This window comes from Roseovarius sp. (assembly GCF_048262375.1).
Lineage (GTDB): Bacteria > Pseudomonadota > Alphaproteobacteria > Rhodobacterales > Rhodobacteraceae > Roseovarius.
In genome coordinates this window covers 45,132-60,666 of record NZ_JBLXFE010000015.1, presented here as the reverse complement: position 1 = coordinate 60,666, position 15,535 = coordinate 45,132, and the positions used below count along the sequence as shown (strand labels likewise).

12 protein-coding genes are annotated in these 15,535 nt (G+C 61.0%); 2 read left to right on the top strand and 10 right to left on the bottom strand.

The window, feature by feature from the left end:
* Positions 1–30 precede the first annotated feature (30 nt).
* The 8 genes from ACN0SW_RS15125 to acs all read right to left on the bottom strand — a co-directional run bounded on the left by ACN0SW_RS15125 (position 31) and on the right by acs (position 9,721).
* Complete coding sequence (locus ACN0SW_RS15125) at positions 31–2,097, bottom strand: exonuclease domain-containing protein (protein ID WP_417728764.1); 2,067 nt, start codon at positions 2,095–2,097, stop codon at positions 31–33.
* Entirely contained in the window at positions 2,090–2,473 is a 384-nt protein-coding gene (locus ACN0SW_RS15120; RefSeq protein ID WP_417728763.1) for a response regulator transcription factor, read from the bottom strand. The genes ACN0SW_RS15125 and ACN0SW_RS15120 overlap by 8 nt, the downstream gene beginning before the upstream one ends.
* A 31-nt stretch (positions 2,474–2,504) precedes the next feature.
* Complete coding sequence (locus ACN0SW_RS15115) at positions 2,505–3,011, bottom strand: hypothetical protein (RefSeq protein ID WP_417728762.1); 507 nt, start codon at positions 3,009–3,011, stop codon at positions 2,505–2,507.
* A 3-nt stretch (positions 3,012–3,014) separates the two neighbouring features.
* On the bottom strand, positions 3,015–4,853 hold the full coding sequence (locus ACN0SW_RS15110) for a DUF294 nucleotidyltransferase-like domain-containing protein (protein WP_417728761.1): 1,839 nt from the start codon (positions 4,851–4,853) through the stop codon (positions 3,015–3,017).
* A 120-nt stretch (positions 4,854–4,973) separates the two neighbouring features.
* The gene (locus ACN0SW_RS15105) at positions 4,974–6,737 is read right to left on the bottom strand and encodes a sodium:solute symporter family protein (protein WP_417728760.1); all 1,764 of its coding nucleotides are present in this window, start codon (positions 6,735–6,737) and stop codon (positions 4,974–4,976) included.
* Between the two features lie 15 nt (positions 6,738–6,752).
* Complete coding sequence (locus ACN0SW_RS15100; protein ID WP_417728759.1) at positions 6,753–7,013, bottom strand: DUF4212 domain-containing protein; 261 nt, start codon at positions 7,011–7,013, stop codon at positions 6,753–6,755.
* 68 nt (positions 7,014–7,081) lie between these two features.
* Positions 7,082–7,768: an adenylate kinase gene (locus tag ACN0SW_RS15095; protein ID WP_417728758.1), complete on the bottom strand. Its 687-nt coding sequence runs from the start codon at positions 7,766–7,768 to the stop codon at positions 7,082–7,084.
* A 12-nt stretch (positions 7,769–7,780) separates the two neighbouring features.
* Positions 7,781–9,721, bottom strand: a complete 1,941-nt coding sequence (gene acs, locus ACN0SW_RS15090; protein WP_417728757.1) for an acetate--CoA ligase — start codon at positions 9,719–9,721, stop codon at positions 7,781–7,783.
* 442 nt (positions 9,722–10,163) lie between these two features.
* Here acs and uvrB point away from each other — a divergent pair, with 442 nt between their 5' ends.
* Positions 10,164–12,362 (top strand): excinuclease ABC subunit UvrB, encoded by a 2,199-nt coding sequence (uvrB, locus tag ACN0SW_RS15085; protein WP_417728756.1) that lies wholly within the window; start codon positions 10,164–10,166, stop codon positions 12,360–12,362.
* A gap of 126 nt (positions 12,363–12,488) precedes the next feature.
* Positions 12,489–12,791 carry an aspartate aminotransferase gene (locus tag ACN0SW_RS15080; RefSeq protein ID WP_417728755.1) on the top strand — a complete coding sequence of 101 codons (303 nt, stop codon included), beginning with the start codon at positions 12,489–12,491 and terminating at the stop codon, positions 12,789–12,791.
* A 96-nt stretch (positions 12,792–12,887) separates the two neighbouring features.
* On the opposite strand, the gene ACN0SW_RS15075 is transcribed toward ACN0SW_RS15080, so the two are convergent.
* Both ACN0SW_RS15075 and ACN0SW_RS15070 read right to left on the bottom strand, forming a co-directional pair.
* Complete coding sequence (locus tag ACN0SW_RS15075; RefSeq protein ID WP_417728754.1) at positions 12,888–13,628, bottom strand: YebC/PmpR family DNA-binding transcriptional regulator; 741 nt, start codon at positions 13,626–13,628, stop codon at positions 12,888–12,890.
* 91 nt (positions 13,629–13,719) lie between these two features.
* Positions 13,720–15,435: an SLC13 family permease gene (locus ACN0SW_RS15070; protein WP_417728791.1), complete on the bottom strand. Its 1,716-nt coding sequence runs from the start codon at positions 15,433–15,435 to the stop codon at positions 13,720–13,722.
* Positions 15,436–15,535 lie beyond the last annotated feature (100 nt).

The following is a 15,535-nucleotide window of genomic DNA, read 5'->3' as shown; positions in this document are numbered from 1 at the left end:
GTCCCGGATCAGAGCACCCGCGCACGCCTGTCAGTAATTCTGCGCCTTGCGGATTTTCGTCATCCGCCCTTCTTCGGCAATCGCCCCGCCCAGCGTAGTGACGCCCTTGGCCTGCAAGAGCCCGAGCATACGCACGAACACCTCTGCGGTGGCCACCGTGTCCCCCATCGCGGTGTGCCGCGCCTCGGGCGGGATGGTGATCCCGAACCGATCACAAAGCGCATCCAGCGTATGCTGTCCACTGTGATCAAACAGCCCCGCCGACATCAGGACCGTGCACAGCACCGGATTATTGAACCGTCGCCCGATGAGCTTTTCCTTGAGCCGCAGAAAGGCCAGATCAAACGGCGCATTATGCGCGACCAGCACCGCTCCCTGACAAAAATCGTGAAACCGCCGCCCGGCCTCGGCAATATCGGGGGCGCCCAGCACCATATCGTCGCTGATGTGATGCACCCGCGTCGAGGCGGGCGGAATCGGGCGGCCCGGATTGACCAGCATGTCAAAGCTTTCGCCCCGCAGAATCCGGCCATTGACGATCCGCAGGCCCGCGATCTGCACGATCTCGTCACCGCCACGCGGCGAGAGGCCGGTGGTCTCGGTGTCAAACACCACGAAACTGAGATCCGACAGCGGCCGGTCCGCCAACGCACCGCTGACCGCATCCGGCAGATTGAAATCATAGAACTCGGGCCGCGCATCGCCCGGTTCGAGCGGCGGCGCAGCCGTGGCCAGCGGCAGCACGATCCGCTGCGTCCCTGCCCCGGCCTCGGCCCAGAGATCGGTCTGATGCGCTCTCAGCGCATCACGGCCGGAATAATCGCCATAGGCGGTCGAGAGCGGCTCCTTGAGCCAGCCGGTCAATTGCCCGTCCGTCACCGCCTCGCCCTGCCAGCCGACGATCAGCCGGGTCTCGTCCCCCTCCTGCTCTGCGCTCAGCGTGAAGGCGTCGCGGGTACCATCCTCGGACAGATGCGCGATGACCCCCGCCAAAAGCGTGGTCACGGCAAAGCCATCGCAGCTCAGCATCGCCTCGCTGGGCGCCACCGAGAGCGGCAAGGCGGCCTGCACACTCAGCCCGTCAAACACATGCGCCACGGCAACAGGCGACATCGGCCAGCGCCGCGATTTGACATTCGCATGCTGCGCGCCCATCTCTCGGACGCACTCAAACAGCCGTGCCACCTCTTCCTCGATCCCCTTGCGGAATTGCGCGCGGGCCTCGGGCGGCAGATCGTCACTGGATTGCAGCACATCCAGCAATGCACCAATGGTGGCGGCAGGGCGGCGCACCCCTTCAAGCAGGGTGTTGAACATATGATCGTGCTGCGCATGCGCGCTCAGGTCCTCGGTGGCGTCGCGAAAGATCAGGACGTGACCTGACAGCTCTTCATCCGACAGGATCGGGCTGACGCGCCCCAAGAGAAACCGTTTGCCATCGGCCGAAGCGGCAAGAAATGTCTCAGCCCCGATATGCCCGCGCACCCGCGCCGCCTGCATCCGAGAGAGCGCATTCATTACAGGTTCCGGGCGCAACACCATGGACAGGGGGCGATCCAGACCAATATCGCCCAAGAGGTCCTGCGCCATGCGGTTATAGAGCATCACCCGGTTGTCGGGCGTGGCCACCACGGCCCCCTCGCCCAGATCGCGAAACAGCGCCTCGAACAGCGCCTTTTCACGGGCGATGCGTGCGGTTTCCCGCTCGACCGCGCGGGCGCGGGCGGCGCGGGCCTCGCTCAGGGCGGCATTGATCGCATTGGCGGCTGGTGCCAGTGTGCTCAGATGCTTGGCCTGTGCCTCATTGATCTGCAAATCCACATCGGCGCGCGCCCGCGTGGTCAGATCAGAGGCCAGCGCCAGAATGGGCTTGGCGACGTTCTCGTCGAACAACAGCCCGATCCATGCCGCCAGCCCCAGCATGCCAAGGGCCGCAATCACACCCGAGAGAACATACCCATCCAGCGGCCCGCCCGCCCGGCGATACCCGAGCCAGAGCGCGCCCAGAATGATCAGCGCACCCCCCAGCCCGATAACCGCAAAAAACAGCGCAAACCGTAGCCTGAGACCCAATCGCGCAGTCAGGCGCTCAATCATGCTCCACCCCGGCCAGCAATTCGCCAATCTGCGCTGTCAGGTCGGCGGTGGCAAAGGGTTTGGTCATAAAGGCATCCGCCCCAACCGCCAGCCCCTTGCGGCGCTCAACCTCTCCGCCACCGGCGGTCATCATCAGCACCTTGATGTCCTTGAGTCTGGCATCGCTGCGGATCATCTGACAGATCTCATACCCCGAGCATTCGGGCAGCATCACATCGAGCACAACAAGGTCGGGCCGGTCTTCAGCCAGCGCGCTGAGTGCCGCATTGCCCGTGGCAACCCGGCGCAGCCGATAGCCTGCGCGCCCGATCAGATGCTCAAGCGCCAGCGCGATGTTGTCCTCATCCTCCACCAGCAAAACGGTCTTTTCGGACATGACGGGCCTCCTCTCCCGATAACGTCTGACGTTATGACTTGCACAGCGCCGCGATCAGCGGATCCTCCGCGCCCACAGTCATCCATGCTGCCTGCGACGGATCGGCCAGCGCCGCCTCGGTCACATCGGCCCGCGCTGCATTGGCGCAATCCACCAGTTGCGGGTGCTTGATCACCGGGGCCCAACGACCAAAGAGATAGACATCCGCCAACAGAATCGACGGCGCCGCCGGGTTGGTCTGCACCCCGGCGCGGTCCAGCACCATCAGCCGGGTCACTTGCGGCACGACATAGCTCCATGGCCGCCAAACCTTGGACTCTTCGACCGAAACCAGAACCTCTAAACTCTCGTGCAGAGTGGCCGTGGTGCGGTTGGCCCAAGTGTATTCCGACCAGATCGCATAGATGATCATCGCGATGCCCGCCGCGATTGGCGCGGCATAGCGCGGCAGGCGTCCCCGGCTCAGATGCCCCAAAACAAGGGCCATGCCAGCAGCGCCAATGCCCACGGCAAAAGTGGCGATCAATTCAAAAAACATAAGTTATCCCAGTGCTCCTCTGGATTGTGCAATGGCCGATTGCATGGTTTTGACCACCATGAACGCATCGCGCAGATGGTTACGCTCCAGATCCGAAAGCTCGGCAGGAGCCATGAAATTGTCCGGCTTGCGCCCGGCCCGGATCTTGGCGGCCTGATGCCGCAACCGGGTTTCAGCGATGAGGTCATAGGCGTCCAGCAGATCGCGCGCGCCACTCTCGGACACGACCCCGACGCCGCGCGCCGCCTCGATCCGCTCACGGGTGCCAGCCACCTCAAGCGATCCAAGCAGCGCATAGATCCGCCCCAGATCGACCACCGGCACCACGCCCGAAAGCTTGAGGTCGATGGTATTCTTGTGCTCGCCCGACCGGATCAGGGCAAATCCACGCAAGAGGCCCAAAGGCACCGTATGCTTGAGCGAATTCGACACCATATGCGCCACAAAGATCGAATTCTTGCGTGCGCTTGCCAGCACCTCGGCCTGCAGGTCATCAAACAGGGCCGTTTCGCCTTCAATTGCGCGCAGGTCGAACATGACCGAGGCCAGCATCTGCGCCTCGGTATCGGGCTGTGCGATCCAGCCCGTAAAATAATTGCGCCACACCCGGCGCGGCTGCCGCCAGCGTGGATTGGTCGCCATCATATCACCGGGGCAGTAGAAAAAACCGCAGGTGTTCAGCCCATCACTCACAAACTTGGCCAGCGCCGCGAAATAAGTGTCATGTTCGGGTTGGACACTGTCATCAAGAATGAGGCAGTTGTCCTGATCGCTGACGCCCGTCTGCTCACGCCGCCCCTGTGATCCGCAGGCGGCCCAGAGATAGGGCACGGGTGCGGGGCCCAGCTGCGCTTCGGCCAGCCGTAACAGCCGTCGGGTGATGGCGTCGGTGATATCGGTGATCCGCCGGGTGATCGACTGTGGCCGCACCCCCGCCTGCACCAGTTGCACCAGGAGCATGGGCACACGTTCCATCACATACGCCATTTCCTCGGCGGTATCGGCGCTGGCGATATCGGCGACCATGTGGCTCGCCGTGGCGGCCTGTTGGCGGAAAAGATCGGTCTTGCCGATCATCCCGACCACGCGCCCCGCCTGCGCCACCGGCAGATGATTGACCTTGAGGTCAGACAACAGCATCAGCGCATCCAGACCCAGCCGCCCCGGCTCGATCGTCACCGGGTCCGATGTCATCACCTGCGCCACGCGGATGTCGCCCCCCAACCCCTCGGCCAGCACCTTGTTGGCCAAATCCCGCACAGTGATGATCCCCGTCAACCGTGCCTCGTCCATCACCACAACCGACGAAATCACATGATCCCGCATCAGCTGGGCCACATCCTTGATCGTGGCTTCCGGGCTGCAGGTGATCGGCGTGGCCGTCATCAGATCCGAAACCTGAAGCGCGGTAAGGCCGGTGGCATAGGGTCCCTCGTCGCCCAGCGCACTGGGGCGCGCGCGGGCAAACCATTGGGCAATCACGTCCGAGCGCTCGATCAGATCGAGAAATGTTTCTTTTGGGATGACGATCAATTCTGAGGGCTCAGACGCCCGCGCCGTCAAGAGCGCATTGCCATCGCGCAAGAGACCGCGCTCGCCCATGATATCGCCCGGCACGCGGTGCGACACCAGATCGGCATGGCCTGTCTCGATATCAAGCCCACCCTTTTCCACCACATAGAGCCCCGCCAGCGGCGCACCCTTTTCAAACAGCAGCGCGCCTGTATCCAGCACCAACCGCGTCAGCTTGTGGGCAAGATCAGCGCGCATGACATGCGGCAACCCGGAAAAGGGCGCATGGCGTACCAGACTGTCAATGGGATCGGGCTTGATGTCGCTCATCGGGCGCAACTCTCCTCAGAGTATGACAGGAAATGAACCTAAAAGCACCCGGCATCCGGAAATATCGGCAGGCGTCAGAGGAAACGGGGGCGGTTTACGCCGCCCCCGTCCAACAGGTGTTTAGTGGTTCACGGCTGCGCTGGCACCGCGCGGAACACGCACGCTTTCAACCAGATCCTGAATCTCCTGCGGAGGTTCTGCCGTCATGCTTGCCACCAGGAAGGCCACGCCAAAGTTCAACAGCGCGCCAATCGGACCAAAGTGTGTCGGCGGAATACCGAACAGGTACTGATCTGCGGTGAACACGTTCGTACCGGGGATAAAGAACCAGCCCAGATAGAGGAACAGGTAGAGCGTGGTCGAGAGCAGACCGGCCAGCATGCCAGCGGTCGCACCCGCAGAGTTCATCCGCTTGGAGAAGATGCCCATCATCAGCGTCGGGAACAGCGACGCTGCCGCCAGACCGAACGCCAGAGCCACAACCTGCGCGGCAAAGCCCGGAGGGTTGAGACCCAGATAGGTTGCCACCACGATCGCCACAGCCATCGACACACGAGCAGCCAAAAGCTCGCCTTTTTCCGAGATGTTCGGATTGATCGTCGATTTGATCAGGTCGTGGCTGACAGCCGAAGAGATCGCCAGCAACAGACCCGCCGCAGTGGACAGAGCCGCAGCAATACCACCCGCAGCGATGAGGGCAATAACCCAACCCGGCAGACCGGCGATTTCGGGGTTGGCCAGCACGAGGATGTCACGGTTGAACGTCACAAGCTCGTTGCCCTGCCAGCCACGCTCGGCGGCCAATGCGGTCATCGCTTCGGATTTCTCGTTGTAGTACTGGATCTTGCCGTCGCCGTTCTTGTCTTCCACAGCCAAGAGACCAGTGGTCGACCAGGTGCGGAACCAGTCCGGCAGATCATCAACCGCCACAGCTTCGCCCTGCACACCATTCGGCCACATGGTGGTCATGATGTTCAGACGCGCCATCGCACCCACAGCCGGAGCGGTGAGATACAGCAGCGCAATGAAGACCAGCGCCCAACCCGCAGACCAACGCGCATCAGCCACCTTGGGAACGGTAAAGAAGCGGATGATAACATGCGGCAGACCGGCAGTACCGATCATCAGCGACAGGGTGAACAGCGCCATCAGCCAAGGGCTGGAGCCCGAGGTATACTGGTTAAAGCCCAGATCGTTGAGCAGGCCGTCCAGCGTAACCAGCAGATACTGACCCGATGCGGTATGCTCCGAGAACAGGCCAAGCTGCGGCAGGATCTTGCCGGTCAGTTGCAGCGAGATAAAGATCGCCGGAATGGTATAGGCGATGATCAAAACGCAATACTGCGCCACCTGCGTGTAGGTGATGCCCTTCATGCCGCCCAGAACCGCGTAGACAAAGACCACGCCCGAAGCAATCAGAAGGCCGGTCGTGTTATCCACTTCCAGAAAGCGCGAGAACGCCACACCGGCACCCGCCATCTGACCGATCACATAGGTCACCGACATGGTGATCAGTGCGACAACCGCCACGACCCGTGCGGTCGGGCTATAGAACCGGTCGCCCACGAACTCAGGAACCGTGTATTTGCCGAACTTGCGCAGATAGGGCGCAAGCAGCATGGCCATGAGAACATAACCACCGGTCCACCCCATGAGGAAGGTCGAGTTGTTATAGCCCACAAAGGCGATGAGACCCGCCATCGAGATGAACGAGGCCGCCGACATCCAGTCCGCCGCCGTTGCCATCCCGTTGATGACCGGGTTCACGCCGCGACCTGCTGCGTAGAACTCAGCCGTTGATCCCGCCTTGGCCCAGATCGCGATACCGAAGTAGAGCACGAAGCTGAGGCCGACGACGATGATATTGAGTGTTGTCTGATCCATTGTCCCTCCCCCTATTTATTCTTCATCAACGCCGAATTCGGCATCGAGTTTGTTCATCCGCCAAGCGTAGAAGAAGATCAGCACCAAAAAGACGATGATCGAACCTTGCTGCGCGAACCAGAACCCCAGATCGGTGCCGCCAACGGCGATCCCCGACAGCATGGGGCGTAGCAGAATGCCAAATCCAAACGAGGCCATGAACCAGATTGCCAGGCTCCACTTGATGAGCCGCAAATTAGCCTTCCAGTAGGCGTTTGCTCTTTCTTTATCGGACAAGGCGTGCCCTCCCTTTATAAACGGCTTCCTCCAACCCGGGCCGGGACCATCCCGGCACGGGCACTCCTTTACACAATCGCCTTCGCGACGATTGCGTTCAGCTCTCTTGCGACAGCCTCAATCTCGGCCATTGCATCGACACGGGCCAGAACGCCGCGCGATTCGTAATAGGAAATCAGCGGTGCGGTCTGCGCGTGATAGGCACGCAGCCGCTGTTCCACCGTTTCCGCATTGTCATCGGCGCGCCGCTTCATCTCGTCGCTGCCGCATTTGTCACAAGTGCCCGCGACCGCAGGCATCTTGAAATTGTCGTGATAGCCCTCACCGCAGCCCCCGCAGGTGTAGCGGCCCGAAATCCGCATCACCATCGCCGCATCATCCACCTCAAGGCTGATCGCGGCGCGGATACCCTGCCCGATTTCGGTCAGCAATCCATCCAGCGCCTCAGCCTGCACCGTGGTGCGCGGAAACCCGTCAAGGATCACGCCGGTCGCGCAATCTGCATCGGACAGACGGTCGCGCAGAATGGCGATGACGATCTCGTCAGAGACCAGATCCCCCGCCTCCATCACCGCCTTGGCCTGCTTTCCCGCCTCGGTGCCGGCCGCCACGGCGGCGCGCAACAGATCGCCGGTTGAGAGCTGCACAAGCCCGAATTGCTCCTCCAGCATGCGGGCCTGCGTGCCCTTGCCAGCCCCGGGCGGCCCGAGCAGGATCAGATTGGCGGCGTTCCGGGGCGTGTCGGTTCCGTCCATAACGATCCCCTCTCAGGCCTTGGTGCGATTGGCAATAAGCTCGTCCACGACCGACGGATCGGCCAGCGTCGAGGTATCCCCAAGGCTGTCAAAGTCGTTCTCGGCGATCTTGCGCAGAATGCGGCGCATGATCTTGCCCGAACGGGTCTTGGGCAGGCCCGGTGCCCATTGGATCACATCGGGCTTGGCAATCGGCCCGATTTCCTGACGCACCCAGTTGCCCAGTTCCGTGCGCAGCGCCTCGGTCGCTTCGACCCCGTCCATCAGCGTGACATAGCAATAGATGCCCTGCCCCTTGATATCATGCGGATAGCCCACAACGGCGGCCTCGCTGACGGTGGCATGCGCCACCAGCGCCGATTCCACCTCGGCGGTGCCCATCCGGTGGCCCGAGACGTTGATCACGTCATCGACCCGGCCAGTGATCCAGTAATCGCCATCCTCATCCCGGCGGCACCCATCACCCGAGAAATAATAGCCTTTGAACATCTCGAAATAGGTCGAGACAAAGCGGCTGTGATCGCCCCAGACGGTGCGCATCTGCCCCGGCCAGCTATCCTTGAGCGCCAGAACACCCGAGGTCTCTCCGTCAAGCTCATTGCCCTGATCATCCAGCACAACGGGCAGCACACCAAAGAATGGCTTGGTGGCCGATCCGGGCTTGGGCGTGTCGATCACACCGGGCAGCGGCGTGATCAGGATGCCGCCGGTTTCGGTCTGCCACCAGGTATCGACGATCGGGCATTTACCCTTGCCGACATTCTCATTGTACCAGTTCCACGCCTCGGGATTGATCGGCTCACCAACCGAGCCAAGAATGCGCAGGCTCGACAGATCGCTACCTTCAACCGGCCCGGTGCCCTTGCCCATCAGGGCGCGAATGGCGGTGGGGGCGGTATAGAACTGCGTGACCTTGTGGCGCTCGCACACCTGCCAGAAACGCCCGGCATCCGGCCAAGTGGGCACGCCTTCGAACATCAGCGTCGTCGCGCCATTGGCCAGCGGGCCGTACACGATATAGCTGTGCCCGGTGACCCAGCCCACATCGGCGGTGCACCAATAGATGTCGCCCTCGTGATAATCGAAAATATATTCATGTGTCATCGACGCATAGGTCAGATAGCCGCCGGTGGTATGCACCACACCCTTGGGCATGCCCGTGGAACCAGAGGTGTAGAGGATGAACAGCGGATCTTCTGCATTCATCTCTTCGGGCGGGCAATCGGCGCTGACCTTCTCGGCCTCTTCATGCCACCAGAAATCCAGATCGCGCCGCCATGCCACCTGATCGCCGGTGCGCTGCACCACGAGGCATTTCACATCCGAGGTGTCATGCAACAGCGCTTGGTTCACATTGTCCTTGAGCTTGGTCTTGCGGCCACCGCGCGGCGCGTGATCGGCGGTGATCACCACCTTGGCGTCACACCCATTGATCCGCGCACCCAGCGCATCCGGGCTGAACCCGGCGAAAACGATCGAATGAATGGCGCCGATCCGCGCGCAGGCCAGCATTGCATAGGCAGCCTCGGGGATCATCGGCAGATAGATCACCACCCGGTCGCCTTTGCCCACGCCCATGGACTTGAGCACATTGGCCATCTTGCAGGTCTGCGCGTGCAATTCCTTGTAGGTGATGTGCTGCGGCGTGTCGGTGGGATCATCCGGCTCCCAGATGATCGCGGTCTGATCGCCGCGCGCCGCCAGATGCCGGTCGATACAATTGGCCGCAACATTCAGCGTGCCGTCTTCAAACCATTTAATCGAGACATTGTCATAAGCAAACGAGGTGTTCTTGACCATCGTATATGGCTTGATCCAATCCAGACGCTTTCCGTGTTCCCCCCAGAAAGCCACCGGATCGCTTATCGAGGCGGCATACATCCGCTCATAAGTCTCCGAATCGATATGAAATCCGGTTCCCGTTGCTGCTGCACCAGTCTTTGTCTCGTTCATGACTTGAAATCCTCCATCCCAACGACCACCTGCCATCCAAACCAGGTGATGTCGCATTCCTTGGCATACCCTACCGGAAAATGCGCGGAAATTAACAAAATCCTGACAAACTCCCATAAGATCAGTGAATTTCTTGCATTCACCTCGCGTTTTTTTTGTAAAAAAATTTTCAAGCGATGTTTTGCTGGCGTTTTGCGAGGTCTTAAACGACGCATCGCACAAATTTACGACACGCCCTCACCCGAACCGGGCCGGGTCACAACGGCTGCGGCACTATGACCCGGCCCCACGGCCCGTTACGCGGCGTCACGAATCACATTGGTGATTCGCTCCGATTCTGGCAGCAGCATCAGCAGGCACCCCCTCCAGAGCCTGCGCGCATTGGGGCTTGAACCCCACGTCAAAGAGAACAAATGTGGACATCGAGCCAAAGGAACCCCCGATGCCCTATGCCCATTCTGACAAGACCCCGCCGGTTCTGACCCATCCCGCCCCGGATGTGAAAACCCGCGAGAAACTCGAAGGCGGCAAGCGCTTTACTCTGGCCACCACATTCGAGCCCGCAGGCGATCAGCCCACCGCCATTGCGGAGTTGAGCCAAGGCATTCTCGACGGCGAGCGCAATCAGGTGCTCTTGGGCGCCACCGGCACCGGCAAAACCTTCACCATGGCGAAAATCATCGAGGCGACGCAGCGCCCCGCCATCATCCTCGCCCCGAACAAGACACTCGCGGCGCAGCTTTACGGGGAATTCAAGGGATTTTTCCCCGACAACGCGGTGGAATATTTTGTCAGCTACTACGACTACTATCAGCCCGAGGCCTATGTCGCCCGCTCCGACACCTACATCGAGAAAGAATCCCAGATCAACGAACAGATCGACCGGATGCGCCACTCGGCCACCCGCGCGCTTCTGGAACGCGACGACGTGATCATCGTGGCCTCGGTCTCTTGCATCTACGGTATCGGCTCGGTCGAAACCTACGGCGCGATGACACAGGACCTCAAACTTGGCGAAAACTATGATCAGCGCGCTATCATGGCCGATCTGGTGGCGCAGCAATACCGCCGCAACGATTCCGCGTTCCAGCGCGGCTCGTTCCGGGTGCGCGGCGACAGTCTCGAGATCTTCCCCGCCCACCTTGAGGATCGTGCCTGGCGCCTCTCCTTCTTTGGCGATGAGTTGGAGGCAATCACCGAATTCGATCCCCTCACCGGCGAAAAAACCGATAGTTTCGACAAGATCCGCATCTACGCCAATTCCCACTATGTGACACCGAAACCGACGATGCAGCAGGCCATCATCGGCATCAAAAAGGAACTGCGCACCCGGCTCGATCAATTGGTCAACGAGGGCAAGCTCTTGGAGGCGCAGCGCCTTGAACAGCGCACCAACTTTGACCTCGAAATGCTCGAAGCGACGGGCGTCTGCAACGGGATCGAGAATTATTCGCGCTATCTCACCGGCCGCGCGCCCGGAGAACCGCCGCCGACGCTTTTCGAATTCATCCCCGACAATGCCATCGTCTTTGCCGATGAATCCCACGTCTCGGTCCCTCAGATCGGTGGCATGTACAAGGGCGACTACCGGCGCAAATTCACCTTGGCCGAGCACGGATTTCGCCTGCCCTCCTGCATGGACAACCGCCCGCTCAAATTCGAGGAATGGGACGCGATGCGACCCCAAAGCGTGTTCGTCTCCGCCACACCTGCATCCTGGGAAATCGAACAGACCGGCGGCGTTTTTACCGAGCAGGTGATCCGCCCCACCGGCCTCTTGGACCCGCAGGTGGAAATTCGCCCCGTAGACATGCAGGTCGATGACTTGCTGGACGAGGTGCGCCGCGTCGCCGCCGATGGCTATCGCATTCTTGTCACCACCCTGACCAAACGCATGGCCGAAGACCTTACCGAATACATGCACGAACAGGGCATCCGTGTGCGCTACATGCATTCCGACATCGACACGATTGAACGCATCGAAATCCTGCGCGATCTGCGCCTTGGCGCGTTCGACGTGCTGGTCGGCATCAACCTCTTGCGTGAGGGGCTGGATATTCCCGAATGTGGCCTCGTCGCCATTCTCGACGCCGACAAAGAGGGGTTTTTGCGCTCGGAAACCTCGCTGATCCAGACCATCGGGAGGGCCGCGCGCAACGCCGAAGGTCGCGTGATCATGTATGCCGACCGCATCACCGGCTCGATGGAGCGGGCGCTGGCCGAGACCAACCGCCGCCGCGACAAACAGATCGCCTATAACCTAGAACACGGCATCACCCCGGCCACGATCAAGAAAAATGTCGATGACATCCTGCAAGGGCTCTACAAGGGCGACGTCGACATGGCCCGCGTCACCGCCAAGGTCGACAAACCTCTCGCCGGGGCCAATCTTGCCGCCGTACTGGACGGGCTGCGCGCCGACATGCGCAAGGCCGCCGAGAATCTGGAGTTTGAAGAGGCCGCCCGCCTGCGCGACGAGGTCAAGCGGCTGGAAGCGGTGGATCTGGTGATCTCCGACGACCCTCTGGCGCGCCAATCCGCCGTCGAAGCGGCAAGTGCCGAGGCGATCAAGGGGCGGGGACGCTCTACAGCGGGCAGGCCGGGACAAAGGGGCGGAAACGTCAAGCGGAAGGGGCGGTGAGACAATATTCGTCAAACACCCTGTAGGGTGGGTGTCACCCCACCAACTCGCGAGAGAAGCCAGCGGAGGGCGCGCATTCTACGCCCCTTAACCCCGCCTTAACCATCCGTGCCGCATGGTCAGATTATGCACAACCGCAACTCCCCCCTCTCACCCGAGGTCTGGCTGCATGACCTTTTCACCTCAAAGGCGGTGCAGGAGGGGGCCGTGATCCGTCGCAAGGCGCGCGATGTTGAACGCTTCGCAGGCATGGACCGTTTTCTGCGCGAAATCGACCGGCGCGGATATCAGGTCATCGAGAACGCCGGGCAGATCGTGATTTTCTGTAACCGTGCCCCGATCCGCTGGCTCGCCGGCCCAGACCCGATTTCTTCAAAAGAAATCGGCCCGAAATCTTTTCAAGATTTCGGCGCACCCGCCCTGCGCTGACCCGCACCAACAAAAAAGAGGGCCAGCTGGCCCTCTTTCCCTGACGTTGGTCTTGCGTCCACAAACTGCGTACAGGGTGGACGCTTTGTCCACCGATCAGAGCTGCTCCATCACTGCATCCGAGGCTTCGAAATTGGTGGTGACGCGCTGCACATCGTCGTCATCCTCCAGCGCCTCGACCAGCTTCATCAGCTTCTGCATGCCCTCAAGGTCCATCTCGGTGGTGGTGGCGGGTTTCCACACCAGCTTGGTCGAGCTGCTCTCGCCCAAGGCCTCTTCCAGTGCCGTGGCAACCTCGCTCAGGTCCGTGTCGGCACACCAGATGGTGTGGCCATCCTCGGACGATTCCACATCTTCTGCCCCCGCTTCCAGCGCGGCCATCATCACCGTATCGGCATCGCCGACGTTCTCGGGATAGGTCACCTCGCCCTTGCGCTCAAACATGAATGCAACGCTGCCGGTCTCGCCCAGATTACCACCGTTCTTGGTAAAGGTAGAGCGGACATTGCTCGCGGTGCGATTCCGGTTGTCCGTCATTGCCTCGACAATGATCGCCACGCCATTGGGCCCATAGCCTTCATAGCGGATTTCTTCATAATCTTCCGCATCGCCCCCCATCGCCTTTTTGATGGCTCGTTCGATATTGTCCTTGGGCATAGATTGCGCCTTGGCTTCCTTGATCGCCAGTCGCAAACGCGGGTTTTTGTCCGGGTCCGGATCACCCATCTTGGCCGCAACGGTTATCTCTTTGGAAAACTTAGAAAAAAGTTTTGCCCGAACGGCATCCTGCCGCCCCTTGCGGTGTTGAATATTCGCCCATTTGGAATGGCCGGCCATGGTGCCTTCTCCTGCATTTCCGGAAATCTGGGGCCTTTTATCCGTTTGACGCCGACAGGGCAACGCCCCTCTGCATCTGGCCCTTTCGCCCTCAGAGCGGCCAGATAAACGGGATGAGCGCGCTCGCCAGCAGACCGATGCTGAGGTTGAGCGGAATACCCACCCGCAGAAAATCGGTGAATTTATATCCACCCGGGCCGTAAACCAGCGTGTTGGTCTGATACCCGATCGGCGTGGCGAAACTGGCGCTTGCGGCCACCATGACGGCCACCACAAGGGGCCGCGCGTCGACCCCCATCGCATCCGCCAATCCGATTGCAATCGGTGTGACCACCACCGCCACCGCATTGTTACTGATCAGCTCAGTCAGGAATGAGGTCAATAGATACATCGCCCAAACCACCATGAACCCCGGCAGCACCGAGAGCGCGGGCGCTATGCCACCCACCAGCAATTCCACCGCCCCCGAGGCCTGCAAGGCCGCGCCAATCGCCAACATGGCAAAGATCAGCGCCAGCAACTGGCCGTCAATAAAGGAAAAAGCCTCATCCGCATCAATGCAACGCGCCAAGAGCACCATGGCGACCGCGATCACCGCCAGCGCCAGAATCGGCGCAACACCGAGCGCCGCCAACACCACAATCCCCATCAGCGCCAGCACCGCCAGCGGCGCATGCCCGCGCCGGAATGCCCGCGCCGAGGGGTGCGAGACATCGACCATCTCCATCTCGCGCGAGAGGCGCTGAATGTCCTCGGGCGCCCCTTCGAGCAGCAGCGTGTCGCCCACCCGCACCACCAGTTCATCAAGCTGTCGGCCAATGTTCTGATTGCGGCGGTGCACCGCTAGCGGATAGACACCGTAGCGCCGCCGCAAGCGCAGCGCCCCAAGACTGCGCCCCACCATCTTGCAGCCCGGCGTGATCAGCACCTCAACCGTGGTCGTCTCGACCGCCGAAACCTGATCGACCCGTTTAAGGCTCTTGTTGCGCTGCAGGCTCAACAGCTCGGTCATCTGGGTGCGCAGAACCACCCGGTCCCCCAATTGCAACGTGACCTCCGCCAGATTGCGACGCAGCGATTGATCGCCCCGGATCACGTCGATCAGCCGCACACCCTCACGTTTAAAGAGCTGCACGCCGGTCACTTCGCGACCAATCAGGTTGCTTTCGGGCGGAATGACCGCCTCGGTAAAGAACTTCATCTTGGAGCGGTCGGATAAAAGATCGGCCATGCTGTCGCGCGCGGGCAAGAGGAAAGGACCCAAAAAGCGCAGATAAATCGCCCCCCAAATCACCAGCACAATACCGAGCGGCGTCACCTCAAAGATGGTAAAAGGCTGCATCCCCTGCGCCCGCGCCACACCATCGACCAACAGATTGGTCGAGGTGCCAATGAGCGTGGTCGTCCCGCCGAGGATCGCAGCATAGCTGAGCGGAATGAGCAGTTTGGACGCCGGAATGTGCAAGGTCCGCGCAAGCTGCACAAAGACAGGGATCATCACAACCACCACCGGCGTGTTGTTCATAAAGGCAGAGCCGATCACCACCGAGATCAGCAGCATGGCAATCGCCATCCGCGGCCTGTCCTTGGCCTGTCGTTCGGCGAGCGAGGTAAAGGCATCAAGCGCACCGGTCCGCACCAGTGCCCCCATAACGATGAACATCGCCGCAATCGTCCAGGGCGCCGGGTTGGAAAACACCGCCAGAGCCATGTCATAGGGCAAAACGCCCAGCACCAGCAGGACCGCCACCCCGGCAATCGCGACCACTTCGGTAGGATAGACCTCACGCACAAAGAGCACGAACATCGCAATCACGACGGCCAGCGTCAAAATTGCCTGCCCTGTCTGGGACACCCCTAGAATCTCAATCACCTACCTGTGCCCTCTTCTGGTGCCGCACCAGTTT